The sequence below is a fragment of the Superficieibacter sp. BNK-5 genome (genome assembly GCF_047456055.1).
Classification (GTDB): Bacteria; Pseudomonadota; Gammaproteobacteria; order Enterobacterales; family Enterobacteriaceae; genus Superficieibacter.
Genome location: NZ_CP179893.1, coordinates 3,243,846 through 3,265,795 on the forward strand (window position 1 = coordinate 3,243,846; position 21,950 = coordinate 3,265,795).

Here is a 21,950-nt window from a genome sequence, read left to right on the forward strand (position 1 = left end):
CATCCATCGCCATTAATTCACTAAGCCGTTGCAAAAAAGCGTACAGGTGGCATATGAGTCCCTTTTCCCGTTTCGCCCTCTATTTTTCCGCGGTGGCCCGCAGCGGCAGCCTGCGCCGGGCTGCGGAAAAATTGCATATTTCTCCCTCGGCGATTAATCGCCAGATCCTGCAGGCCGAGGAGACGTTCGGTACGCCGCTGTTCGAACGGCTGCCGGAAGGGCTACGTATGACCACGGCGGGAGAGTTGCTGTATGACAATCTGCTGCGCTGGCAAAAAGAGTTTCAGCTCACCCGGCAAAAATTTGATGAGCTACAGGGATTAAAACGCGGAACGGTCAGCGTCGGAATGGTGCAGGCGCTGGCGGAAGGCAGTTTTGCCGGGGCGCTGGCTGACATCATTGCCGACTGGGACTGGCTTGAACTGGCGCTACAGGTGGCCGACAGCTATACGGTCAGCCAGAAGGTGCGTCAGGCCGATCTTGATTTCGGCCTGATCCTTGACCCCGAAGGGCAGGCGGGGCTTAGCGTCCTGGCGTTTGCCGAGCTGGAGATGGGCGTGGTCATGCGCCCGGAACATCCGCTGGCCCGCTCTACCGCGCTCTCTCTGGGCGCGCTAAGTCAGGAACGGCATATTGTTCCCGGCGCGCCGCTGATCGTCCACGATCGCGTGGAAATGCTCTACCGGCATTACGACTTTTACCCGGCGAATAGCATCCGTTGTAACGATATCAGGCTGATTAAATCGCTGGTGCTCAGGGGGAGCGGCGTGACGGTGCTCAGCCTGCTGGATGTTCTGGATGAGGTAAAAGGCGGTCAACTGGTCTTTGTGCCGCTGCGTAACAAACTGCTGCGGCCTTTGACGCTGGCATTGTGTACCGCGCCATCGCGCCAGCTCTCCCGCCCGGCGCAAATGGCGATTCAGAAACTGACGACCGTCATTGAGGAGATGCAAATCGTCGGGGGAGCGTCATCCTAACGGCCCGCCCTGAATGGTATCGCACAGGCCATTGATGATCCGCTCGCCGGTCTCTTCTTTCAGTTCCTGATACCAGGCCTGCGTCAGCGTCATATCCTTGCCATGCGTTATGTCGCAGCGCTTACGCGCCTTAAGCACTAGGTCGCGTACCCGATCGCAGCGCAGCGCTTCATACTGGCGCAGGGCGGCGGTGATATCTTGGGTGCCGCGGAAAATATCGCCCAGCACCACGGCATCTTCCATCGCCGCGCAGCCGCCCTGACCAATGTCCGGGGTGGTGCTGTGCCCGGCATCGCCCAGCAGCGCCACTTTACCGCGTACCAGCCGGTCAAAAGGCTCAATATCGTGGATCTCAATCCGATTGGTGGTTTGAGGATTTAGCGCGGCGATCAGTTTTTGCACCTGCGGCGCCCAGCCGCTGAAGTAGCGGGTAAGATCCGCGCGCAGCGTGTCACGGTCTTCGGCAAGGCCCGCCGGAAGAGGAACGTCGAAGAAAAAGTAAAAGCGCCCGTCGGAAACGGGCATCAGGGAGACCCGCTTGCCTTCGCCGACGAAGGTCGTCCACTGATCGGCAGGTGCAATGCTTTCATCGATCTCCACCAGCCCATTCCAGTTTACATATCCCGCGTAGCGACGCTCCGGCGTGTAACCCAGCACAAAGGGACGCAATGCCGAGTGGCTGCCGTCGGCGGCAATCAGGAAATCGCCCTGTGCCGTTGTACCGTCGGTAAACCACACGGTCACGCCATCGGCGTCTTCCTGCGCCCGGGTAACACGTTTGCCGAACTGCACCTTTTCGCCCCCCCAGAATTCCAGCATCTCACGCTGCAATTCCGCGCGGGAGACGGGGCAGGGGCGACCGCCGGTGCGTTCAACCAACGGCGCGAGGCTAAAGCGAGTCAGGGTGTCACCCCGCTGATAATCCTGATAGGCCATAAAGCGCATTGGACCGCCGTAGGTTTCCATAATCTCGCCCATACCGAGATGATTCATACATTTCACGCCGTTGGGCCAAATGGAGATAGCGGCGCCGACCGGCTTAATCTCTTTGACCGCTTCAAAGACCTCGCAGGCGATGCCCGCGTTTTTTAGCGCGACGGCCGCGCTCAGACCGCCAATACCCGCGCCGATGACCAATGCTTTCATTCCGTTCTCCTTAAATAAACCCGGTAAGAGTCAGGAGCAATTTGCGTACCAGAATGATCGCTGCCCTGATAGCGGGGCTGAAATGCACACAATAGCGCTAATGTGCACTGTACTGGTGCGACAGAACCTGTGGATTGCCTTTTTATGAATCAAAAGTTTCTTTATTTGCTAACAGGAATCTAATGTTTCAAAGGCGGTGATGCATAATCAAGGATCACAGCGGACTCTGGCCTGCTTTGTGCATAACACAAGGCACACTTGTTCATAACGGGATGGAATCACCATGTCAGAAGAAAAGAACGACACGTTATTGTACGGCCTGGAGCAGAAGATCCCGCCGTTGCCAGCGTTCTTTAGCGCACTGCAGCATGTGCTGGCCGGGCTGGTGGGAATTATTACCCCGCCGCTAATCATTGGTGCCGCGCTGGGGCTGGGAGAGTGGATGCCGTACCTGATTAGCATGTCGCTGCTGGCGTCGGGTATAGGGACTTTTTTACAGGCTAACCGCGTGTGGGGCATCGGGGCCGGGATGATCTGTATGCAGGGCACCAGCTTCGCCTTCCTCGGGGTGGCTATCGCCGGCGGCATGTGGGTGAAGGGGCAGGGCGGCACGCCGCAGGACATTATGGCGATGCTGTTTGGCGTGAACGCGGTGGCGGCGCTGGTGCCCATTATTGTCAGCCGCTTCATTGAGCCGCTGAAGAAAATCTTTACCCCAATCATTACCGGTAGCGTGATTGCGCTGATCGGCATCAGCCTGATTAAAGTAAGCGTGATCAACTGGTGCGGCGGCGAGCAGGCGAAGGATTTCGCCAGCATGAGCAATATCGCGCTGGGCGCGGGTACGCTGGGCGTGATTGTCCTGCTGAGCTGCGCCCATAACCGCTGGCTGCGCCTCTCTTCCGTCGTGGTGGGGATTGCTGTCGGCTGCCTTGCCGCCGCGTTTACCGGCAGGTTTCATTTCAGCGGCGCAGGCGACGTCTGGTTCCGCCTGCCCGCGCTGTTTCCGTTTGGTTTCCAGTTTAACAGCGCCATCTTTTTGCCCATCGCCCTGGTCTCGCTGGTCTGCATTCTGGAGGCGGTAGGCGATCTTACGGCGAATTGCCTGATCTCCCGGCAGTCCATCGACGATAGCGCGTTTCGCTCGCGGTTGAAGGGCGGTATTCTGGCCGACGGGATTAGCTGCCTGGTTGCCGCCATGCTGTGCGCCTTTCCTAATACCACCTTTGCGCAAAATAACGGCGTGATCCAGATGACCGGCGTCGCCAGCCGGTTTGTCGGCCGCTATATCGGCGCGATCCTGATCCTGCTGGGGCTGTTCCCGCCGTTTGGCGAGGTGCTACGTCAGATCCCAACCCCGGTGCTGGGTGGGGCGACAATGGTGATGTTCGGCTGTGTTGTCGCTGCGGGCATTCGTATCATTACGCAGAAACCGTTAACCCGCCGCGATATGCTGATTGTCGGCCTGGCGTTTGGCTTCGGGATGGGCGTGGAAGCCGTTCCGGCATTTCTCACCCATTTCCCGCCGATTATCGGCAACCTGTTTGGCTCGGCGGCCACCTGCGGCGGCGTCGTGGCTATTGTTCTGAACCTGGTCATTCCTGAAGAAAAAAGCGCGGCGACAGCGGCGGCAAGGAGCAATGATGATCGCGCTGAATCACTTTAACCAGTTATCGGCGAGTGAAGCGCTCGCCATGTTGCAGCCCTGCGTGGCGATCCCGTCCTGGTCGGCGGCGCTGGTGGCAGCGCGGCCCTATGCCAGCCTGGCCGGGCTGCGAAAAGAGGCTTATCAACAGACGCTGGGCTGGGGGGCGGCTGAGCTGGAGACGGCCCTCGGTGCGCATCCGCGGATTGGTGAAAAACCCGCAGGTCCGCAGACGCACGCGGCATTCTCGCGTCAGGAACAGTCCGCGGTGGATGACCGCGATATCCGGCTAACGCAGGCGCTGAAAGAGGGCAATGCCCGCTACGAGGCGCGCTTTGGCCGGGTGTTTTTGATCCGCGCCAAAGGACGCAGCGGCGAGGAGATCCTTGAGGCCCTGGCGCAGCGTCTGGCCCATAGCGATGATGAAGAGCTTCGGGTTACCCTTGAACAGCTTCGCGAGATTACATTATTACGACTGGAAGGAGTGATTGGCCAATGAGCAGTCTTAGCACCCATATTCTGGATATTTCCACCGGCAAACCCGCCGGAGGGGTAACGGTTCGCCTGGAACGCGACGATCGGATCGTTGCCGCTGGCACGACTAATGCCAACGGGCGCATCAGCGAACTCGGCGCGGATCTGCCGCCGGGCAGCTACCGGCTGGTGGCGGACATTGGCGAGTGGTTTGCTAACCACGGGCGCGAAACCCTCTTTTGCCGGGCGCAAATCGACTTTGCAATCGGTGATGCGGCAGACGAACATTTTCATCTGCCGTTTTTAATCGCGCCCGGCGGCTGGTCAACCTATCGCGGAAGCTGACGCCTGCCATACGCGCTGGCCGTTAACCCAGGTTTCATGGATATTTCGTTCATCACCCAGGGTCATGAGGACAAAAAGCCGTTCATAAATATCCTTACAGCGCCCGATTCGCAGGCGCTGCAACGGCGTGACCGCCGGATCAATGACCACAAAATCGGCCTCTTTGCCCGGCGCAAAATTGCCAATCCGATCGTCAAGACGCAGCGCGCGAGCGCCGCCCAGCGTGGCGTGATAGAACGCTTCGCTGGCGCGTAGCCGGTAGCTTTGCAACTGACATACTTTATAGGCCTCGCCCAGCGTGCGCAGCATACTGAAGGTGGTGCCCGCGCCCACGTCGCTGCCCATCCCTATCCGCACCTTGTGCTGCCAGCTTGCCGGTAAGCGAAACAGCCCGCTGCCGAGGAAGAGATTCGACGTCGGACAGAAGGCGACGGCGGACCCGGTGTCGTGCAGGCACTGCCACTCCCGATCGTCGAGATGAATGCCGTGGGCAAAGACGCTGCGCTCGCCGGTTAACTGATAATGATGATAAACATCCAGATAACGCTCGTGTTCCGGCCAGAGATCTTTCACCCACGCCACTTCATTCGGATTTTCGCTCAGGTGCGTTTGTAGCCAGGTTTGCGGAAATTCCTCCCTGAGTTGACGCACCGCCTCCAGTAACACGGGGGTGGAGGTGGGCGCAAAGCGCGGGGTGATGGCGTAGCCAAGCCGTCCCTGATGCTGCCAGCGCTGAATGAGTTCCCGCGTCTGCCGGTAGCTCTCTTCGGCCGTCTCGCTCAGGTAGTCAGGCGCGTGTCGGTCCATCATTACTTTTCCGGCGATAAGGCGCATATTCAGTCGCAGCGCTTCGCTAAACAGGGCATTGACCGATTCAGGATGCAGCGTACAAAACACCAGCGCGGTGGTGGTGCCGTGGCTTAAAATCTGCTCCACGAAGAAGCGGGCTATCTCTGCCGCGTAGGCTTCGTCGGCAAACTGGCTCTCCACCGGAAAGGTATAGGTCGTCAGCCATTCCAGAAGCTGTTCGCCAAAGGCACCAATCATCTCCGTTTGCGGATAGTGAACGTGCGCATCGACAAAACCGGGAAGCAGCAGTTTACCGCGCAGATCGGTATAGCCCGTTTGCGGGTGCAAATACTGCTCGCCCTCCTGCCAGGGCATCAGCGCCTGAATATGGCCGTCCCGAATGAACAACAGCCCGTCATCGACATGCCGCGCGTAATGGGCGATATCATCGGCAGTGTCAGCGGGGTGGGCGATATCAAAAAACGTACCGCGAATCGCGGCATGATAGTCAATCATGGTTTCTGCCTTAGTGGGTGTCATGCCGGGTAAAATTTAAAAGCAAAATGGATGCCAGCATTGAGATAGCCGCGACGGTACGCCGCGGCAAAAGGGGAAGGGTTACTCTTTTTGCGCGGCGACGCTGGCGTTAAAACCTGCCGATGCGGCGACAGTACGGTCTTCACGCGCCAGCCAGCGATAGGTTCCCGCTCCCAGCAGCACACCGATAAACCAGCTAAAATTGGCGACTTCATGCAGTGATGGGATAAAGCTGATAATCAGACCTACCGCAACGGACGGCACCAGTGCGGCGATGGCTTTCGGGTTAAAGCCGTTGCGATACCAGTACTTGCCGTTCGGCGTATCGTCAAACAGATCGTCAACGAACACTTTCCCGCGTTTAATCAGATAAAAATCGGCAACCAGAATGCCGAACAGCGGGCCGATAAACGCGCCCAGCACGTCGAGGGTGTAGTGGATAAGTTCCGGCGAGTTGAACAGATTCCACGGCGTCAGCAGAATCGAGCCAACGGCGGCGATCATGCCCCCGGTGCGGAAACTGATTTTCTGCGGCGAGCAGTTTGAAAAATCAAACGCCGGGGATACAAAGTTCGCCACGATATTGATGCCGATGGTGGCGGTAATCATCGTCAGCAGGCCAATCGCCACTGCCAGATCGTTACCCACGCGGCTGACGGTTTCGATAGGGTCAGTGATCATCCGGCCAAACAGCGACTGGGTACCGGAAACAATGACCACGGTCACCACCGAGAACAGCAGGAAGTTAAACGGTAAACCCCAGCGGTTGCCGCGACGAATTTCTCCCATACTCTTGCCGTAGCGTGAAAAGTCGCCGAAGTTCAGTAGCGGCCCGGAGAAGTACGACACCACCAGCGCGGTAGCGGTGATCATCTGCCAGGTCTGTTCGCCTGCGCTTAGCGATTTGCTGGCAAGGGTAAAGGAGATACCGTCAAAACCTGTCTTGTATACAATCCATCCTGCCAGCGCCAGCATAACGACATAAACCGCCGGTCCGGCAATATCAATAAAGCGTTTGATGGCGCTCATCCCATGCCAGAACACCATCGCCTGCAACAGCCACATGGTGGCAAAACACAGCCAGCCGAGATGCGACAGGCCGAGGAACGCGCTCTGGGTCAGCGGCGTCAGCGAAGGCCAGAATTTCAGGATCACCAGCATCAGCGCATTCGCCGCAAGATAGGTTTGAATGCCGTACCATGCAAAGGCGATCAGTCCGCGGATCACCGCCGGGATATTGGCACCGAAGACGCCGAACGCCTGACGGCAGATAACCGCGTAAGGCACGCCGGCCATCTGGCTGGGCTTTGCCACCAGGTTCGCACACAGCTGCACAATACAAATTCCCACCAGCAGGCAGAGTAAGACCTGCCAGCTTGCCAGACCGAGCGTAAAAAAGCTGGCCGCCACCACGTAGCCGCCCATGCTGTGCACGTCCGACATCCAGAAAGAGAAAATGTTGTACCAGCTCCAGTTCTGATGGCGCGTGGGGGCCAGATCGTCATTGCAAAGCCGTGGGCTGTAGCCTGCACCGGAACCCGTGGTTTTTATCTGATGCGCATTTTGTCTGTTTGGCATGAAACCTGCTCCTGTCAATGTAAACCCGTGAGAAGGGGAGTGCTGAGGACGTTGCAGGATCCGGGCCATAATAATCATTTTTGTATGCAATATTTTATTTTTATGTATACGATTCGATATCAAAAAGTAAAAGGTGGAGTGGTTAATGAACGATGAAAAAAGCCTGCAGGCTGCGCCAGCGTTGCAGGACAAGGATGAATCCATTTACCAGTCGCTGATGACAGCCATTGTTGAACATCAACTGCTACCGGGCAGTAAATTGCCGGAAGAGGCGCTGGCCGACGTGTTCGGCGTGAGCCGCACAGGGATCCGCAAAGTGCTGCAACGACTCGCCACTGTGCAAATGGTCACCCTGACGCCCAAACGTGGTGCACACGTCGCCAGCCCTTCCGTTGAAGAGGCCAGGGAGATCTTCCGCACCCGCACCTTACTGGAAGTCGCCAACCTTCCCGACGTACTGGCTCACTGCCAGCCGCCGCATCTGGCGGCGCTGAGTGCCATTATCGGCCAGGAGCAGCAGGCACATGAAATCTATGACGGCCCCGCCGCCATACGCGCTTCCGCCGAGTTTCATATTCAACTCCAGGCCATCTCCGGAAATCAGGTCCTGACAGAGATGGTGACCAGCCTGAGCCAGCGTTCATCGCTGGTCATCGCCGCGTGGGGCGCGCCGTGGCGACAGGGGTGCCGCTGCCACGATCATGAACATCTGGTGGAGTTGCTTCGTCAAAAAGCGCTACAACCGTTAAGCGCGGCACTGACACACCATTTTGAACATATTGTCGCCAGCCTGCGCTTTGAGCGCGCTGGCGTTTGTCTGCCGGATTTTGCCCGCCTGTTCGGCGATCGCAAGGAGTCATAATGTCAGCCCTTCGTATACAAGTGATTAACCCCAATACCAGTCTCGCCATGACCGAAACCATCGGCGCGGCCGCGCGGTCGGCAGCCGCGCCGGGTACCGAAATCCTCGCAGTCTGTCCTGACGACGGCGTGCCGTCCATTGAAGGCCATTTTGACGAGGCGATAGCGACCATTGGCGTGCTGGAACAAATACATGCCGGGCGTCAGCAGGGAGTGGACGGCCATGTCATCGCCTGCTTCGGCGATCCGGGACTGCTGGCGGCGCGCGAGCTGGCGCAGGGGCCGGTCATCGGTATTGCCGAAGCCGCCATGCATATGGCCACGCTGGTGGCAACCCGCTTTTCCGTGGTGACCACATTGCCGCGCACGCTGATTATCGCCCGCCATCTTTTGCACCAGTATGGCTTCCACGATCGCTGCGCCGGACTGCACGCCATCGATTTGCCGGTGCTCGCGCTGGAGGATGGCAGCGGTCTGGCGCAGGAGAAAGTGCGCGCGCGCTGCCTTCAGGCGCTCCGGGAGGACGGCTGCGGCGCGATAGTGCTGGGCTGCGGCGGCATGGCCGATCTGGCGCAGGCGCTGACCCGCGAACTGCAGGTTCCGGTGATTGACGGCGTCAGCGCGGCGGTGAAGATGGTCGAATCGCTGGTGGCGCTGGGATTGTCCACCAGCAAACACGGCGATTTAGCCTTTCCGGAAGCCAAAGCCGTCAGCGGTAAGTTTCAGATGTTCAATTCATTTTAATGAGAAGGGAGAGGGCAATGATCGATTTCGAACCGCACTATCCGCGCGACCTGCGAGGCTATGCCGGAAAACCGCCGCATGCACAATGGCCCGGCCAGGCGCGGATTGCCGTACAGTTTGTGCTGAACTATGAAGAGGGATCGGAAAATCACATCCTGCATGGCGACGCTGGCTCTGAGCAATTTCTCTCCGATATCATCGGTGCCGCCAGCTATCCCGACCGGCACATGTCAATGGATTCGCTATATGAATACGGTAGCCGCGCCGGGTTCTGGCGCATCCATGATGCGTTCAGCACGCGCGGCCTGCCGCTGACCGTATTTGGCGTGGCGATGGCGCTGGCGCGACATCCTGACATCGTCGGGGCGATTAAAAGCGCGAACTATGACGTGGTAAGCCACGGCTGGCGCTGGATCCATTATCAAAATCACGATATTGAGACGGAGCGCGAGCATCTGCAAAAAGCGGTGCAGGTATTAACCGATCTCTTCGGCAAAGCGCCTACCGGCTGGTATACCGGGCGCGACAGCCCGAATACCCGGCAACTGGTGGTCGAGCACGGCGGGTTTGATTACGATAGCGACTACTATGGCGACGATCTGCCGTTCTGGACCGAAGTTGAGTGTGGCAACGGCTCACGCAAGCCCCATTTGATCGTCCCTTATACCCTCGACGCCAACGATATGCGCTTCGCCACCGCGCAGGGCTTCAACACTGCCGAGCAGTTTTATACTTATCTGAAGGACAGTTTTGATGTGCTTTATGAGGAGGGCGAAAACGCGCCCAAAATGATGTCCATCGGGATGCACTGCCGCCTGCTAGGACGCCCTGGCCGTTTTCGCGCGCTCCAGCGTTTCCTTGATTATATTCAGCAGCACGATCGCGTCTGGGTTTGCACCCGCCAGCAGATTGCCGATCACTGGCGTCAGGTTCACCCCTTTCAAAAATGAAGATCGTGCCCGGACGCTGCGCCGGGCCGATCGGATCAACGCATCAGGCTGACCTGCGCTGCCACGATACGCCAGCCGTCAGGAAAGCGCACCCAGGTTTGCTGCTGGCGGCCAATAGCATCGCTGCCTTCACGGGTAAATTCGGTGCTGCATACCGCATAGTCTTCGCCAAAGGTGGTGATCCGCGTATGGCGTAACGTGCGTTGCAACCCGGCGGCGGGGCGCGCCGCGCGAAATTCGCGTATGTCGTCAATGCCGTAGAGATTTTCCCCGGCACCCAGGCGCACCGTGCGGGCGTCATGCCAGAAGAGTTCGTCGAGCACCTTGATGTGGTTATTCACCAGCGCGTCTTCATAGCGATAAAACGCCGCCGTGACCTCAGCGACAACCTGTGGACGATTAATGTCATCCCGAATCATCATACTCTCTCCTGTGCAGGACGGGCATCGGTAATGCCGCTTGCTTCCAGCACGCGGGCGGCGCGCAGGCAGGCTTGTTCATTAAACGGCGCGGCAATCAGTTGCAGGCCAATCGGTAATCCGCCTGACGTGCGCAGCGGCACCGAGGCGACCGGCAGGCCCAGGAACGAGATTGGCTGCGTCAGCATCCCCATGCTGGCGCGCACCGGAAGCCTCTGGCCGTTAATCTCCATCGTTTGCTCGCCAATCCGCGTGGCGCAACACGGTGTGGCGGGCGCGATCAGCACATCCGCGTTGGCGAACAGCGTCTTAAACGCCTCCCGCGCATGGCGGCGAAAACGCTGCGCCTGAATATACCAGGCAGACGGGATCATTGCTCCCGCCAGCAGGCGCTCGCGGGAGTGCGGCTCGACGCGATGCGGTTCCCGGCGCAGCGCGGGAAGGTACTGATTGCCGCCCTCGGAGGCGCTGATAATAAATGCCGCCGAACGGGAAAGTTCCGCCTGCGAAAATACCAGCTCATCGGTGGCGTTCAGCGCGCGAGCGGCGCGGGTGACGGCTTCCCTGGCATCGTTATCGCACCAGGCGCTGAAATAGCCGCCCAGCACCGCGCAGCGCAACCCTTCCAGCCCGTTTGCCAGCATGGTAGAGACGGGGGCGTGAGGCACGTCGGCCTGAAAGGCGTCGCGGGGATCGCGCCCTTGCAGTGCGTCATACACTGCCGCAAGATCCTCAACCCGGCGGGCGAAGGGGCCGATATGATCGAGGCTTGGCACAAACGGATGGCTTCCGGCGCGGGAGAGGCGACCAAAGGTCGGCTTTAGACCGAAGATCCCGCACAGCGAGGCCGGAACGCGTATGGAGCCGTTGGTGTCGGTACCGAGCGCAAAGTGCACCAGCCCGGCAGCGACGGCGGCGGCGGAACCACCCGACGATCCGCCCGCAATGCGCGTTAAATCGTGCGGATTACGCGTCGCGCCGTAATGGCTGTTTTCAGTGGTAAAGCCGTAGGCATAGGCGTCCATGTTCACCATGCCCGTCAGCATCCCGCCTGCGCTGTGCAACTGGCGCACCGCCCAGCTATCGACGGCTGCCGCCGGGCGATCGCTAAACAGTTCTGCGCCCGCAAGCGTCGTATGTCCGGCAACGTCAAACAGGTTTTTCACGGCGTAAGGAATGCCGGCCAGCGGCGGTAGCGGCTGCCTGGCCCGGCGCAGAGTATCAATAGCGTCCGCCTCCGCCAGCAGGCGTGATTCGGTGACGGCGGTCCACGCGTTGATCTGCGGATTAACGCGCGCGATGGACGCCAGTGTCTGATGGGCAATCTCGCGGGCGCTGAGATCGCCCGTTATCAGCGCCTGACGGATATCGCTAATACGCATTTCATGCAGCTTCATGCTTTATAGACTCCTGCAATCTCCAGACGGTCATCAAGAGGAAAAGCCATCAGCGGTTCGGCCATGGCGGCAATCCGGCTGAACTGCAACCGTAGCTCCGCGCGGCGCGCATCATCCAGTTCCACATTCAGGATCTGCGTCATCTGCGTCAGGTACGCGTCCCATTCACAGGGTAAGTTATTCATGTTTTTCTCCTCAAAAACCGGCGGCGGAGCCGTTGCTGCGGGGATCGAAGGCCCCTTCAATCAGGCCGTTGGGATGAAGGACTATCGCGCCAGCATGGCCCATGGCTTCGCTGAAATCCGTCAGGATATCTATCTCATGACCCGCTTCCCGCAGGCGGGCGACCGTCTGCGGCGAAAAACGGCCTTCCAGTTTTAGCGAGTCCGAGCTTTGCCCCCAGGTTCGCCCCAGCAGCCAGCGCGGACGGCTAATGCTTTCCTGCAACGGTGCGCCCTGTATCACGTAGCGGGTAAAAAGGGCCGCCTGAGTTTGTGGCTGACCGTCGCCGCCCATCGAACCGTAAACCATCACCCGTCCGTCGCTCAGGCGCGCCGCAGCAGGGTTGAGCGTGTGGAACGGCTGTTTTCCTGGCGACAGCGCCAGCAGATGCGCAGGGTCGAGGCTGAACGATGCGCCGCGGTTTTGCCAGACGATGCCGGTATCCGGGAGGACCACGCCGCTGCCGAATTCGTGATAAATGCTCTGAATAAAAGAAACTGCCAGCCCGCTTTCATCCACGACGCCCATCCAGACCGTATCGCCCGGTCCTTTCCCGGTGCCCCACGGCGCGGCCTGGCGATCGTCAATGTGCCGGGACAGCGCGCTCAGCGCGTCGGGTTCCAGCAGGCGTTGAATATCGGTATTCAGATGACGCGGATCGGTGATATGGGCATCGCGCAGGCCAAAGGCCAGCTTAGTGGCTTCGACGATACGGTGTACGGTGGTCGCATCATCGGCATCGGCCATATCAGGACGGTCGGTTATGCCGAGGATGGCCAGCGAGACCAGTCCCTGAGTGGGCGGTGCCAGATTCCACACCTCGCCGTGGGTATGTTGCAACCTGAGCGGCGTTGTGCGACGGGCGCGATGCTGTTGTAAATCCGCAAGGGTGATGGGCAGGCCGCACTGCGCCATGCCGTTTGCCAGGCATTCCGCCAGCGGACCGCGGTAAAAACTGTCCAGTCCCTCGTCGGCCAGCCGCTTCAGGGTGGAGGCAAGCGCGGGCTGCCGAAAGCGGCTTCCGGCCAGCGGGGCCACGCCTTCCACCAGCCAGGTTTCCGCAAAACCCGGCAGATCGCGCAGTTCCGCCAGTTTATCGGCGGTGGCGTTGGCCTGAGACGCCGTAACCGGCATTCCGTTTTCGGCATAGCCAATGGCATCGGCAAGCAGACGGCGCAGCGGCAGCGCCCGACCTGTGAGCGACTGCGATAAGCTGAGCGCATCGTCCCAGCCGCTCACGGTGCCCGCGACGGTCAGGGCGGCGCGCGGGCCGCGATGGGGGATCTGCGACACATCGCGGTAGGCTTCCGGCGTCGCCAGCGAACCCGCCGCGCCGCTGGCGTCAATGGCGACAGGCTCGCCTTCCGGCGGCACGATAAGCCAGAAGCCGTCGCCGCCCAGCCCGTTCATATGCGGGTAGACCACCGCGATGGTTGCAGCGGCGGCGACCATCGCCTCTAGAGCGCTACCGCCTTCGCGCAGGATCGCCAGCGCGCTTTGGCTGGCAAGATGATGGGGGGCTACCGCCATCCCGCGTGTCGATACGTTACTCTGCATAAGGCATCCTCATGACCGAAAGAGATCGTGAAGTTGCAAAAGCTGTTCCACATCTGAATAAAAAGTTTCAGCCAGCGGGACGACGGGATTTTTTGCACATCGGGTATGCATTGTGAAAGCGTTTAGCGATATAGTGCGGTGAAACGAAAGTTACAGAGGTCATATGCAACAGCTTGATGAACGACTGAAAGGGCAGTATGCCGCTTTGACGCCGCAGGAACAGCGGGTGGCCGATTTTATTTTCGATCACTTTAACGATCTCATTAGCTATAACAGTGCCGAGCTGGCAACGCTGAGCGGGGTATCAAAAGCGACGGTGAGCCGTCTGTTCAGGCGGCTGGGCTACGAAAAATATAAGGATATGCGCGATGAGCTGCGTACCCTGCGCCAGAGTGGAATGCCGCTGACCGATAATCGCGATGCGGTGCAGGGCAATACGCTGCTGGCGCGCCATTATAAACAGGAGATGGCGAACCTGACCCAGTGGGTCAACGCCCTGGATGCACAGCAATTCGCTGACGCGATAGCCAGCATGGTCGCCTCGCGGCGCATTATTATTATCGGCATGCGTAACGCTTATCCCGCCGCGTTACACCTGCGTCAGCAGCTGCTACAGGCGCGCGGGCAGGTGCTGGTACTGCCGCAGCCGGGACAAAGCCTGAGTGAAGAGCTGGTGGATCTCACGGCTGACGATCTGGTGATTGTAATGGCCTTTCGTCGTCGCCCGCGCATCATTCGCCCGTTATTACAGCAGCTTCAGAACAACGGTATTCCGGTATTGCTGATGTGCGAACCACAGGCGCACAGCCTGTTTCCGCTCACGCGCTGGCAGCTCTGCGCGCCGCTGGACAGCGTATCGGCGTTTGATAGCTATGCCTCGGTTAACAGCCTGATCAATCTGCTGGCTAACGCGCTGCTGCACGGCATTCTCGATAAAGGCCGTCCGCGCATTCACGATATCGCCACGCTCTATCAGCAACTCGACGAACTGGAACAGCGATAATGGGGCGTCAGGCTGGTGCTTTGCCTTATTCTGGTGCATTAACAGAACCGCAAAACACGGCCTTATTGCCTGCCTGCTCTCCTCAAGGCGTTTCTTTCTCGCTGTTTTACTGTTTTCGCCGTGGCGCAGCGGGTAAGGCTTCTCTGGCACATTAGTTGCAAATGTCTATTTATAGAATCTTTTGTTTCATGCTAACGTAACGGGCCTGGCACCGCTCAACACGCGGACTGCACCGACGCTGACAACATCATTGAGGCGGCTCTCGCCGTTCGCGGCCTTATTAAACCAAAGGAACGTCATATGGATATCGCTCAATTTCCGCAAATTAATCCGCCGCAGCGCCTGCTGATGGGACCCGGACCGATTAACGCCGATCCGCGCGTGCTGCGCGCGATGTCGAGCCAGCTTATTGGTCAATACGATCCGGCGATGACCCACTATATGAATGAGGTCATGGCGCTGTACCGCGGCGTATTTCGCACTGAAAACCGCTGGACGATGCTGATTGACGGCACCTCGCGCGCCGGTATTGAGGCGATCCTCGTCTCCGCCATCCGTCCCGGCGATAAAGTGCTGGTGCCGGTGTTTGGTCGCTTTGGACATCTGCTGTGTGAAATCGCCCGCCGCTGTCGGGCGGAGGTTCACACCATTGACGCACCGTGGGGCGAGGTATTCACTCCGGACCAGATAGAGGACGCCATCAAACGGGTGCGTCCGCGCCTGCTGCTGACGGTGCAGGGCGATACGTCAACCACCATGCTGCAACCGCTGGAAGAGTTGGGCGAGATTTGCCGCCGTCACGATGTGTTGTTCTACACCGATGCGACCGCTTCGCTGGGCGGCAACGCCCTTGAAACCGACGCCTGGCAACTGGACGCCGTTTCGGCGGGAATGCAGAAATGTCTCGGCGGCCCGTCCGGCACCTCGCCCATTACCCTGAGCGCACGGATGGAGGAGGCCATTCGCCACCGCAAATGCGTGGAAGAGGGCATCCGCACCGATGCGCATCGTGATGGCGTTGATGAAATGGTCTACTCCAACTACTTCGATCTCGGCATGGTGATGGATTACTGGGGACCGGAGCGTCTCAATCACCATACGGAAGCCACCTCGGCGCTGTTCGGCGCACGCGAATGTGCGCGCCTTATCCTTCAGGAAGGGCTGGATAACGGCATTGCGCGTCACAAGCTGCACGGCGATGCTCTCCTGAAAGGTATTCAGGCGATGGGGCTGGAAACGTTCGGCGATCTGAAGCACAAGATGAATAACGTGCTGGGCGTGGTCATCCCCTCAGGCGTGAACGGCGACCAGGTGCGTAAGTTGATGCTGGAGGATTTTGGCATTGAAATCGGCACCTCGTTTGGCCCGTTGCACGGCAAAGTGTGGCGCATCGGCACAATGGGCTATAACGCGCGCAAGGATTGCGTGATGACTACTCTCAGCGCGCTGGAGTCGGTATTAAACTATCTGAAGTTTCCCACTCTGCAGGGCGCAGTAATGCAGGCGGCATGGGATCACTATCGCAGCGAGGCGTCACAATGAGTGTGTCAGCTTCCCTGAAGGTGGATATTCAGCAGGCGGCGCGGGTCATGGCGCGCGCCGACGAGCTGGCGGCAATTAGCGAAGCGCCGGACGCGCTGACCCGGGTCTATCTTTCTCCGCAGCATCTGCAGGCTAATCAGCGGGTGGGCGAGTGGATGCGCCAGGCGGGAATGACCGTCTGGCAGGACAGCGTTGGCAATATCTGCGGACGCTACGAAGGCGAACAGGAAGGCGCGCAGGCGATTTTATTAGGTTCTCATCTGGACACCGTGCGCAATGCCGGGCGCTATGACGGCATGCTTGGCGTACTGACCGCCATTGAGGTGGTGCATAGCCTGCATCAACAGGGTAAACGGCTGGCAAAAGCCATCGAAGTTGTCGGTTTTTGTGATGAGGAAGGTACGCGCTTTGGCATCACGCTATTGGGCAGCCGCGGCCTGACCGGCACCTGGCCCGACGGCTGGCTGGCGCAAACGGATGCGAACGGCATCAGCGTGGCGCAGGCGATGGTGAATGCGGGTCTTGACCCGACGCGGACCCACCTTGCCGCCCGCCGGACGGAGGAGTTTGCCGCCTATCTTGAGCTTCACATTGAACAAGGCCCCTGCCTTGAACAGCAAGGACTGGCGCTGGGCGTGGTTGAGGCGATCAACGGCGCGCGTCGCCTGAATTGCCGCTTTACCGGAGAAGCGGGGCACGCGGGAACGGTGCCTATGTATCACCGTAAGGACGCGCTGGCCGCCGCTGCCGAGTGGATGATGGCGGTGGAAAACACCACCCTACAGCAAGGGGGCAATCTGGTTGCCACGGTAGGAACTCTGGACTGTACGCCCGGCGCGGTGAATGTTATCCCCGGCGAGGTTATCCTGACGCTGGATATTCGCGGACCTGAAGACGCGCCGCTGGATGCGCTGTTACACGATCTGCTGGCGCAGGCGCAGCAAATAGCCACCCGACGACACATGCACTTTGGCGCGCAGGAGTTTTACCGCATCGCCGCCACGCCGTGCGATGCACGCCTACAAGCGCTGCTTGCCGACGCGGTAACCAGGGTGCAGGCGTGCGCGTTGCACCTGCCGAGCGGCGCGGGACACGACGCTATCGCCATCGCTGAACGCTGGCCGACCGGCATGCTGTTTGTACGCTGTCAGGGCGGGATCAGTCACCATCCGGCTGAATCCGTTAACGTTGATGATGTCGCGCTGGCAATAAGTGCATTCACCGATGCGGTTGAAATGCTGGCGGAACCTTAACCACCCACATTAATCCGGCGTAGATAGTTTGCTCTATAAGCGTTTTCGACCACACTGTATTTGACAGGGAGTGTTTTCAGCCCTTCTGCAAACGGTTCGCGCCTGCCAGCGTGCCGACTTCCTGCAAACAGATGATCGAAAAACTTCGGACAAACATTGATGAAAAAGATCGCGATAGTCGGCGCAGGTCCTACGGGTATTTATACTTTTTTCTCGCTTCTAAAAAAGAACGTGCCGCTTTCCATCACGGTTTACGAACAGGCGGATGAAGCCGGTGTGGGAATGCCGTACAGCAATGAAGATAATTCAAAAATGATGCTGGCGAATATCGCCAGCATTGAAATACCGCCCGTTTTTTTAACCTATATTGACTGGTTGCGCCAACAGGATGATGCGCATCTGGCGCGCTATCGTGTCGATCGCGCTTCCCTCCACGTCCGCCAGTTTCTGCCACGTATCCTGCTGGGGGAATATTTTCGCGACCAGTTCGTGCAACTGGTCGCCGTGGCCAGAGCGCAGGGCTTTGAGGTAAACGTACATGAGGCATGCCAGGTCACCGATCTGGAAGCCACTGAAACGGGCGTCAAACTGTGGGTTGAAAATGAACTTGCGGCAGAGCGCTTTGACCTGGCGGTGATTGCAACCGGTCATGTCTGGCCTGATGAGAGCACGTCGACCCGCACCTTTTTCCCCAGCCCCTGGTCGGGGTTGATGGAGGCGAATATCCGTGCCTGCAACGTCGGGATCATGGGCACATCGCTGAGCGGCATCGATGCTGCGATGGCGGTGGTGGTCCAGCACGGCGAATTCGTGGAGTCCGACGACGGCCAGCTTCAGTTTAATCTCGACCCGCAGAGCCAGGCGCTCAATATTACGCTGATGTCGCGCTCTGGCGTGCTGCCGGAGGCGGATTTCTACTGCCCGATTCCTTACGACCCGCTGAAGGTGGTGACGGAAAACGCGATCCAGCGCGAAATAGACGCCGGTGCCGATGGGCTGCTTGACCGCGTATTCCGCCTGATAGTGCAGGAGCTTGAGCAGGCGGACCCGCAGTGGAGCGCGCGTATTGCCCTTCAGACGCTGAATGCCGATACAATTAACGAGGCATGGTTCGCCGACCGCAAAAAACACGATCCTTTCCACTGGGCGCAAACCAATCTTGATGAAGTTGAACGCAACAAGCGTGACAAGCGCACGGTGGCATGGCGCTATACCATCCTGCGGCTGCATGAAAAGGTGGAGGAGATTGTCCCGTACCTCAGTGAGCAGGATGTGCAGCGTTTTACATCGGGGCTGGCGCGCATTTTTATCGATAATTATGCCGCGATCCCTTCACAGTCAATTCGTCGCCTGCTGGCGCTACGCGAGGCCGGGATCATTAATATTCTCGCGCTTGGGCAGGACTACGAGATGAAAGTGGAAGAAAATCAGACGCGGATTTTTAACCAGCAAAATAGCTGGTCCTTCGACGTATTTATCGATGCGCGCGGACAACAGGCGCTGAAGACGAAAGATCTTCCGTTCCCGACGCTGCGCCAACAGCTGCTTGCCACGGGGGAAGAGATCCCGGATGTCGGTGATGACTATACGTTACAGGAACCCGCACTGGCTCGCGGCCATATTGCCTTTGGCGCGCTGCCTTACCTGATGCACGACAGACCGTTCGTTCAGGGGATCACCGCCTGCGCCGAAATTGGTGCGGCGATGGCAAGGGCGATAACACAACCTGCCTCGTGGTCGCGCCGCCGTCTGCCCTTTATGGAAGTTTAGCGACAACGCGGGGCGCAAAACTTACTTTTGCCTCCCGCTCTCCTGAATCGGCATCAACGTTAACACGCCGCTGAATACCGCCCCGGTATCAATATAATACTGGTTGGCGAAGCGCTGCGGGACCGCGACAGGCGTGTGGCCGAAGATAAAAGTATCCGCACCGCTGATTGTTTTCCGCTGACCGCGCTGTGAGGACGCGATCCGCTCCCGACTCCAGACCACGCGCTCTTCATCAATCCGCTTATCCCGCTGGTAGTGCTCAGCGGGGTAATCGGCATGGCAAATCACATAACGATCCGTCAGGGTGTCAACCTCGATAATTAACGGCAGGGCGGCGACCTGCGGCAGCAAAGTCCGTACGCGGATTTTCTCGGCATCATCAAGCGTAAAAAACCACTCTCCACCATTCATTCTCCACAAACCGGCATCGCGATGGTTTACCAGCGCATCCAGCATCATTTCTTCATGATTGCCGCGAATGGCGCGAAACCAGGGTTCGCCGATAAGCGAAAGACAGTCGACATTCTCTTTTCCCCGATCGGTGAGATCGCCAACGGAAATAAGCAAATCCGCTTCTTTATCAAAACCTACCGCCGCCAGTTTGCTGTTCAGCAACGAATAACAGCCGTGTAAATCACCCACGACCCAGATATTGCGCCAGTCTGCGCCGCTGAGGAACTGGTAAACCATTATCATCGCCTCCGGATTATCTGTTTGATGGCAGGTGATATCAGTATGGATGGTCATAGCCAGAGGTTTGTCACCCTGAGATTAATCTTATTTTAGAGGTGCTGGCTCTGAGGTGGTGAATAAATAAACGCTGATCAGAGGACCGCTTAGTAGAGTGATTTTTATTTAAGATTGTGTTTTAAAAGGAAAATTTTATTTAAGGCATGATGTTTACAGCGCGTGTCGCCAACCGTTGCCCAGCGGGCTACCCATAAATAATGGTGATTGTTGCACAAGACGGTACGTGGATAATGCGCGTAAATTTTACAGAAATTAACATTAATCACTATTTCCTTACATCACAGGGAACGTCTGATGGGCTGCTATCGAACCGTATTACGTTACGCCTTTTTCACCACGACCGGCCTGCTTCTGACCCCTGTCGTGAGCGCCGCCGACGGCATCGCCGGGGCCGATGAACAAATCATTATTCAGCAGCAGCGCCAGAAAGCGCTGGAGCAGCAGCTTACGCCGCCAAAACCCGATGTGCGCCTGTCGCCACCGTCCTCCGGCTTCGGCCGCATCAACTACCCTGCTGAAACGCCCTGTTTTCCCATTAAACACGTGGTGCTGAGCGGCGAAGAAAAACTGCCGCGCTGGCTGCCGATCCAGCATCTCGGCAAAGAAGCCGAAGGCCAGTGCCTCGGCGCGCAGGGCATTAATCTGCTGATGAGTACCCTGCAAAACCGGCTGGTGGACCACGGCTATATCACCACCCGCGTGCTGGCTCCGTCGCAGGATCTGAACAGCGGCGTGTTAACGCTGGTGCTGGTGCCGGGCTATGTCCGCCACGTCAAACTGACGGCGGACAGCGATCGCTATATCCAGCTCTACAGCGCCTTCCCGCCGCGTGAGGGCGCACTGCTTGATTTGCGCGACATTGAACAGGGGCTGGAAAACCTTCAGCGTCTGCCCACCGTGAAAGCGGATATGGAAATCGTCCCCGGCGAGCAGCCTGGCGAAAGTGATATTGCGGTGAGCTGGAAGCAGGACAAAATGTGGCGTATCGGCGCGTCGCTGGACGATGCCGGAACCAAAAGCACCGGGCGTTATCAGGGCGGGTTAACGCTCTCGCTGGATAACCCGTTCTCGCTCAGCGATCTGCTCTATTTCTCCGCGTCCCATGATTTACAGGGCGAGGGCGGCAAGGGCAGCAAAAACTACACCGGCCACTATTCGGTGCCGTTCGGCTACTGGATGTTCTCGGTCACCGGCAACGATTATGACTATCACCAGACGGTCGCCGGGGCCAACGAAGACTATCGCTACAGCGGCAAAAGTAAAAACCTCGACGTCCAGCTAAGCCGCGTGCTGCATCGCAGCGGCACGCAAAAAACCACCATGAGCTATGACGTGCTGGTGCGAAAAACCCGCAGCTACATTGACGACACCGAGGTGGACGTGCAGCGCCGTCAGACCTCCGCCTGGCGCATTGGCTTACAGCACCGGCACTATATCGGCCAGACCACGCTTGACGCCGGTATCAGCTATCAACGCGGGACCCGCTGGTTCGGCGCGACGCCTGCGCCGGAAGAGTACTTCGACGAAGCCACCGCGCTGAGCAAAATCCTGCAATTCAACGCTCAACTGAATGTGCCCTTTGAAATCGGTACGCAGAACTTCCGCTACAACGTGCAGTATCAGCGCCAGATGAGCAGCACGCCGCTGACGCCGCAGGATCAGTTTGCCATCGGCAACCGCTGGACGGTGCGCGGCTTTGACGGCGAGCGCACGCTGAACGCCAGCCACGGCTGGTATGTGCGCAACGACATTGCCTGGAGCACGCCGCTGCCGTCGCAGGAATTTTACCTCGGGGCGGATTATGGCGAAGTGGGCGGTGCCGGATCGGAATATCTGGTCGGTAAGCACATGGCGGGCGGCGTTGCGGGCCTGCGCGGCTACGCGCTGAATACCGGCTACGACATGTTTGCCGGAACCCCGTTCTCGAAGCCGGACGGTTTCGATACCAGCGATTTAACCCTCGGGTTTAACCTCAACTGGGACTGGTAAGG

The 21,950-nt window shown here is 58.6% G+C and carries 20 protein-coding genes; 12 read left to right on the forward strand and 8 right to left on the reverse strand.

Annotated elements, in window-relative coordinates; all coding sequences use genetic code 11:
- Nucleotides 1-53 precede the first annotated feature (53 nt).
- On the forward strand, nt 54-977 hold the full coding sequence (gene hpxR / locus ACMGGS_RS15490; RefSeq protein WP_414163358.1) for a LysR family hpxDE operon transcriptional regulator HpxR: 924 nt from the start codon (nt 54-56) through the stop codon (nt 975-977).
- On the opposite strand, the gene hpxO is transcribed toward hpxR, so the two are convergent.
- Complete coding sequence (gene hpxO / locus ACMGGS_RS15495) at nt 969-2,123, reverse strand: FAD-dependent urate hydroxylase HpxO (protein ID WP_414163359.1); 1,155 nt, start codon at nt 2,121-2,123, stop codon at nt 969-971. The genes hpxR and hpxO overlap by 9 nt on opposite strands.
- Before the next feature lie 283 nt (nt 2,124-2,406).
- Here hpxO and ACMGGS_RS15500 point away from each other — a divergent pair, with 283 nt between their 5' ends.
- Genes ACMGGS_RS15500 through uraH form a run of 3 tightly spaced genes read left to right on the forward strand, consistent with a single transcriptional unit; the run spans nt 2,407 to nt 4,587 of the window.
- Nucleotides 2,407-3,789 (forward strand): solute carrier family 23 protein, encoded by a 1,383-nt coding sequence (locus ACMGGS_RS15500; RefSeq protein ID WP_176920697.1) that lies wholly within the window; start codon nt 2,407-2,409, stop codon nt 3,787-3,789.
- The gene (uraD, locus tag ACMGGS_RS15505) at nt 3,767-4,267 is read left to right on the forward strand and encodes a 2-oxo-4-hydroxy-4-carboxy-5-ureidoimidazoline decarboxylase (protein ID WP_414166290.1); all 501 of its coding nucleotides are present in this window, start codon (nt 3,767-3,769) and stop codon (nt 4,265-4,267) included. The genes ACMGGS_RS15500 and uraD overlap by 23 nt, the downstream gene beginning before the upstream one ends.
- Nucleotides 4,264-4,587, forward strand: coding sequence for a hydroxyisourate hydrolase (gene uraH / locus ACMGGS_RS15510; RefSeq protein ID WP_414163360.1), 324 nt, complete (start codon nt 4,264-4,266; stop codon nt 4,585-4,587). Before uraD ends, uraH begins: the two co-directional genes overlap by 4 nt.
- Here uraH and guaD read toward each other — a convergent pair.
- Together guaD and ACMGGS_RS15520 are read right to left on the reverse strand one after the other, a co-directional pair.
- On the reverse strand, nt 4,567-5,892 hold the full coding sequence (gene guaD / locus ACMGGS_RS15515) for a guanine deaminase (RefSeq protein ID WP_414163361.1): 1,326 nt from the start codon (nt 5,890-5,892) through the stop codon (nt 4,567-4,569). The two genes, uraH and guaD, sit on opposite strands and share 21 nt — an antisense overlap.
- 102 nt (nt 5,893-5,994) lie before the next feature.
- Nucleotides 5,995-7,491, reverse strand: a complete 1,497-nt coding sequence (locus ACMGGS_RS15520) for an NCS1 family nucleobase:cation symporter-1 (RefSeq protein ID WP_414163362.1) — start codon at nt 7,489-7,491, stop codon at nt 5,995-5,997.
- A gap of 145 nt (nt 7,492-7,636) precedes the next feature.
- Between ACMGGS_RS15520 and ACMGGS_RS15525 the strand changes: the two genes are divergently transcribed.
- Genes ACMGGS_RS15525 through puuE form a run of 3 tightly spaced genes read left to right on the forward strand, consistent with a single transcriptional unit; the run spans nt 7,637 to nt 10,046 of the window.
- Nucleotides 7,637-8,353 (forward strand): GntR family transcriptional regulator, encoded by a 717-nt coding sequence (locus ACMGGS_RS15525; RefSeq protein ID WP_414163363.1) that lies wholly within the window; start codon nt 7,637-7,639, stop codon nt 8,351-8,353.
- The gene (gene hpxA / locus ACMGGS_RS15530) at nt 8,353-9,096 is read left to right on the forward strand and encodes an allantoin racemase (protein ID WP_414163364.1); all 744 of its coding nucleotides are present in this window, start codon (nt 8,353-8,355) and stop codon (nt 9,094-9,096) included. The genes ACMGGS_RS15525 and hpxA overlap by 1 nt, the downstream gene beginning before the upstream one ends.
- 17 nt (nt 9,097-9,113) lie before the next feature.
- Nucleotides 9,114-10,046 carry an allantoinase PuuE gene (puuE, locus tag ACMGGS_RS15535; protein WP_414163365.1) on the forward strand — a complete coding sequence of 311 codons (933 nt, stop codon included), beginning with the start codon at nt 9,114-9,116 and terminating at the stop codon, nt 10,044-10,046.
- A 35-nt stretch (nt 10,047-10,081) separates the two neighbouring features.
- Here the strand turns inward: puuE and hpxZ are convergent, their stop codons facing one another.
- From hpxZ to hpxW, 4 genes are read right to left on the reverse strand one after another with little or no spacing between them, the layout of a single operon-like run.
- A complete protein-coding gene (hpxZ, locus tag ACMGGS_RS15540; protein ID WP_414163366.1) occupies nt 10,082-10,468 on the reverse strand; it encodes an oxalurate catabolism protein HpxZ in 387 nt (128 codons plus the stop codon).
- Complete coding sequence (locus ACMGGS_RS15545) at nt 10,465-11,862, reverse strand: AtzE family amidohydrolase (protein WP_414163367.1); 1,398 nt, start codon at nt 11,860-11,862, stop codon at nt 10,465-10,467. Before ACMGGS_RS15545 ends, hpxZ begins: the two co-directional genes overlap by 4 nt.
- Nucleotides 11,859-12,047: an oxalurate catabolism protein HpxX gene (gene hpxX, locus ACMGGS_RS15550; protein ID WP_414163368.1), complete on the reverse strand. Its 189-nt coding sequence runs from the start codon at nt 12,045-12,047 to the stop codon at nt 11,859-11,861. Before hpxX ends, ACMGGS_RS15545 begins: the two co-directional genes overlap by 4 nt.
- Before the next feature lie 10 nt (nt 12,048-12,057).
- Nucleotides 12,058-13,641 (reverse strand): oxamate amidohydrolase, encoded by a 1,584-nt coding sequence (gene hpxW, locus ACMGGS_RS15555; protein ID WP_414163369.1) that lies wholly within the window; start codon nt 13,639-13,641, stop codon nt 12,058-12,060.
- Nucleotides 13,642-13,804: 163 nt separating this feature from the next.
- Between hpxW and hpxU the strand changes: the two genes are divergently transcribed.
- From hpxU to ACMGGS_RS15575, 4 genes are all read left to right on the forward strand, one after another.
- A complete protein-coding gene (gene hpxU / locus ACMGGS_RS15560) occupies nt 13,805-14,644 on the forward strand; it encodes a MurR/RpiR family transcriptional regulator HpxU (RefSeq protein ID WP_414163370.1) in 840 nt (279 codons plus the stop codon).
- Between the two features lie 300 nt (nt 14,645-14,944).
- The gene (locus ACMGGS_RS15565) at nt 14,945-16,186 is read left to right on the forward strand and encodes a pyridoxal-phosphate-dependent aminotransferase family protein (protein WP_414163371.1); all 1,242 of its coding nucleotides are present in this window, start codon (nt 14,945-14,947) and stop codon (nt 16,184-16,186) included.
- On the forward strand, nt 16,183-17,439 hold the full coding sequence (hpxK, locus tag ACMGGS_RS15570) for an allantoate amidohydrolase (protein WP_414163372.1): 1,257 nt from the start codon (nt 16,183-16,185) through the stop codon (nt 17,437-17,439). The genes ACMGGS_RS15565 and hpxK overlap by 4 nt, the downstream gene beginning before the upstream one ends.
- Before the next feature lie 159 nt (nt 17,440-17,598).
- The gene (locus ACMGGS_RS15575; protein WP_414163373.1) at nt 17,599-19,209 is read left to right on the forward strand and encodes an FAD-NAD(P)-binding protein; all 1,611 of its coding nucleotides are present in this window, start codon (nt 17,599-17,601) and stop codon (nt 19,207-19,209) included.
- Between the two features lie 21 nt (nt 19,210-19,230).
- On the opposite strand, the gene ACMGGS_RS15580 is transcribed toward ACMGGS_RS15575, so the two are convergent.
- A complete protein-coding gene (locus tag ACMGGS_RS15580) occupies nt 19,231-19,902 on the reverse strand; it encodes a metallophosphoesterase (protein WP_414166291.1) in 672 nt (223 codons plus the stop codon).
- Between the two features lie 351 nt (nt 19,903-20,253).
- On the opposite strand from ACMGGS_RS15580, the gene ACMGGS_RS15585 reads away from it, so the two are divergent.
- Nucleotides 20,254-21,948, forward strand: a complete 1,695-nt coding sequence (locus tag ACMGGS_RS15585; protein WP_414163374.1) for a ShlB/FhaC/HecB family hemolysin secretion/activation protein — start codon at nt 20,254-20,256, stop codon at nt 21,946-21,948.
- Nucleotides 21,949-21,950: the final 2 nt, after the last annotated feature.

Excerpts from the sequence above, each read along its gene's own strand:
- ACMGGS_RS15585 (WP_414163374.1), top strand. The coding sequence starts at position 20,254 with ATGGGCTGCTATCGAACCGTATTACGTTACGCCTTTTTCACCACGACC.
- uraH (WP_414163360.1), top strand. The coding sequence starts at position 4,264 with ATGAGCAGTCTTAGCACCCATATTCTGGATATTTCCACCGGCAAACCC.
- ACMGGS_RS15520 (WP_414163362.1), bottom strand. The coding sequence starts at position 7,491 with ATGCCAAACAGACAAAATGCGCATCAGATAAAAACCACGGGTTCCGGT.
- ACMGGS_RS15525 (WP_414163363.1), top strand. The coding sequence starts at position 7,637 with ATGAACGATGAAAAAAGCCTGCAGGCTGCGCCAGCGTTGCAGGACAAG.
- hpxZ (WP_414163366.1), bottom strand. The coding sequence starts at position 10,468 with ATGATGATTCGGGATGACATTAATCGTCCACAGGTTGTCGCTGAGGTC.
- ACMGGS_RS15500 (WP_176920697.1), top strand. The coding sequence starts at position 2,407 with ATGTCAGAAGAAAAGAACGACACGTTATTGTACGGCCTGGAGCAGAAG.
- hpxA (WP_414163364.1), top strand. The coding sequence starts at position 8,353 with ATGTCAGCCCTTCGTATACAAGTGATTAACCCCAATACCAGTCTCGCC.
- ACMGGS_RS15565 (WP_414163371.1), top strand. The coding sequence starts at position 14,945 with ATGGATATCGCTCAATTTCCGCAAATTAATCCGCCGCAGCGCCTGCTG.
- puuE (WP_414163365.1), top strand. The coding sequence starts at position 9,114 with ATGATCGATTTCGAACCGCACTATCCGCGCGACCTGCGAGGCTATGCC.
- ACMGGS_RS15545 (WP_414163367.1), bottom strand. The coding sequence starts at position 11,862 with ATGAAGCTGCATGAAATGCGTATTAGCGATATCCGTCAGGCGCTGATA.
- hpxO (WP_414163359.1), bottom strand. The coding sequence starts at position 2,123 with ATGAAAGCATTGGTCATCGGCGCGGGTATTGGCGGTCTGAGCGCGGCC.
- hpxX (WP_414163368.1), bottom strand. The coding sequence starts at position 12,047 with ATGAATAACTTACCCTGTGAATGGGACGCGTACCTGACGCAGATGACG.
- uraD (WP_414166290.1), top strand. The coding sequence starts at position 3,767 with ATGATCGCGCTGAATCACTTTAACCAGTTATCGGCGAGTGAAGCGCTC.
- hpxR (WP_414163358.1), top strand. The coding sequence starts at position 54 with ATGAGTCCCTTTTCCCGTTTCGCCCTCTATTTTTCCGCGGTGGCCCGC.
- hpxK (WP_414163372.1), top strand. The coding sequence starts at position 16,183 with ATGAGTGTGTCAGCTTCCCTGAAGGTGGATATTCAGCAGGCGGCGCGG.
- guaD (WP_414163361.1), bottom strand. The coding sequence starts at position 5,892 with ATGATTGACTATCATGCCGCGATTCGCGGTACGTTTTTTGATATCGCC.
- hpxW (WP_414163369.1), bottom strand. The coding sequence starts at position 13,641 with ATGCAGAGTAACGTATCGACACGCGGGATGGCGGTAGCCCCCCATCAT.
- ACMGGS_RS15575 (WP_414163373.1), top strand. The coding sequence starts at position 17,599 with ATGAAAAAGATCGCGATAGTCGGCGCAGGTCCTACGGGTATTTATACT.
- hpxU (WP_414163370.1), top strand. The coding sequence starts at position 13,805 with ATGCAACAGCTTGATGAACGACTGAAAGGGCAGTATGCCGCTTTGACG.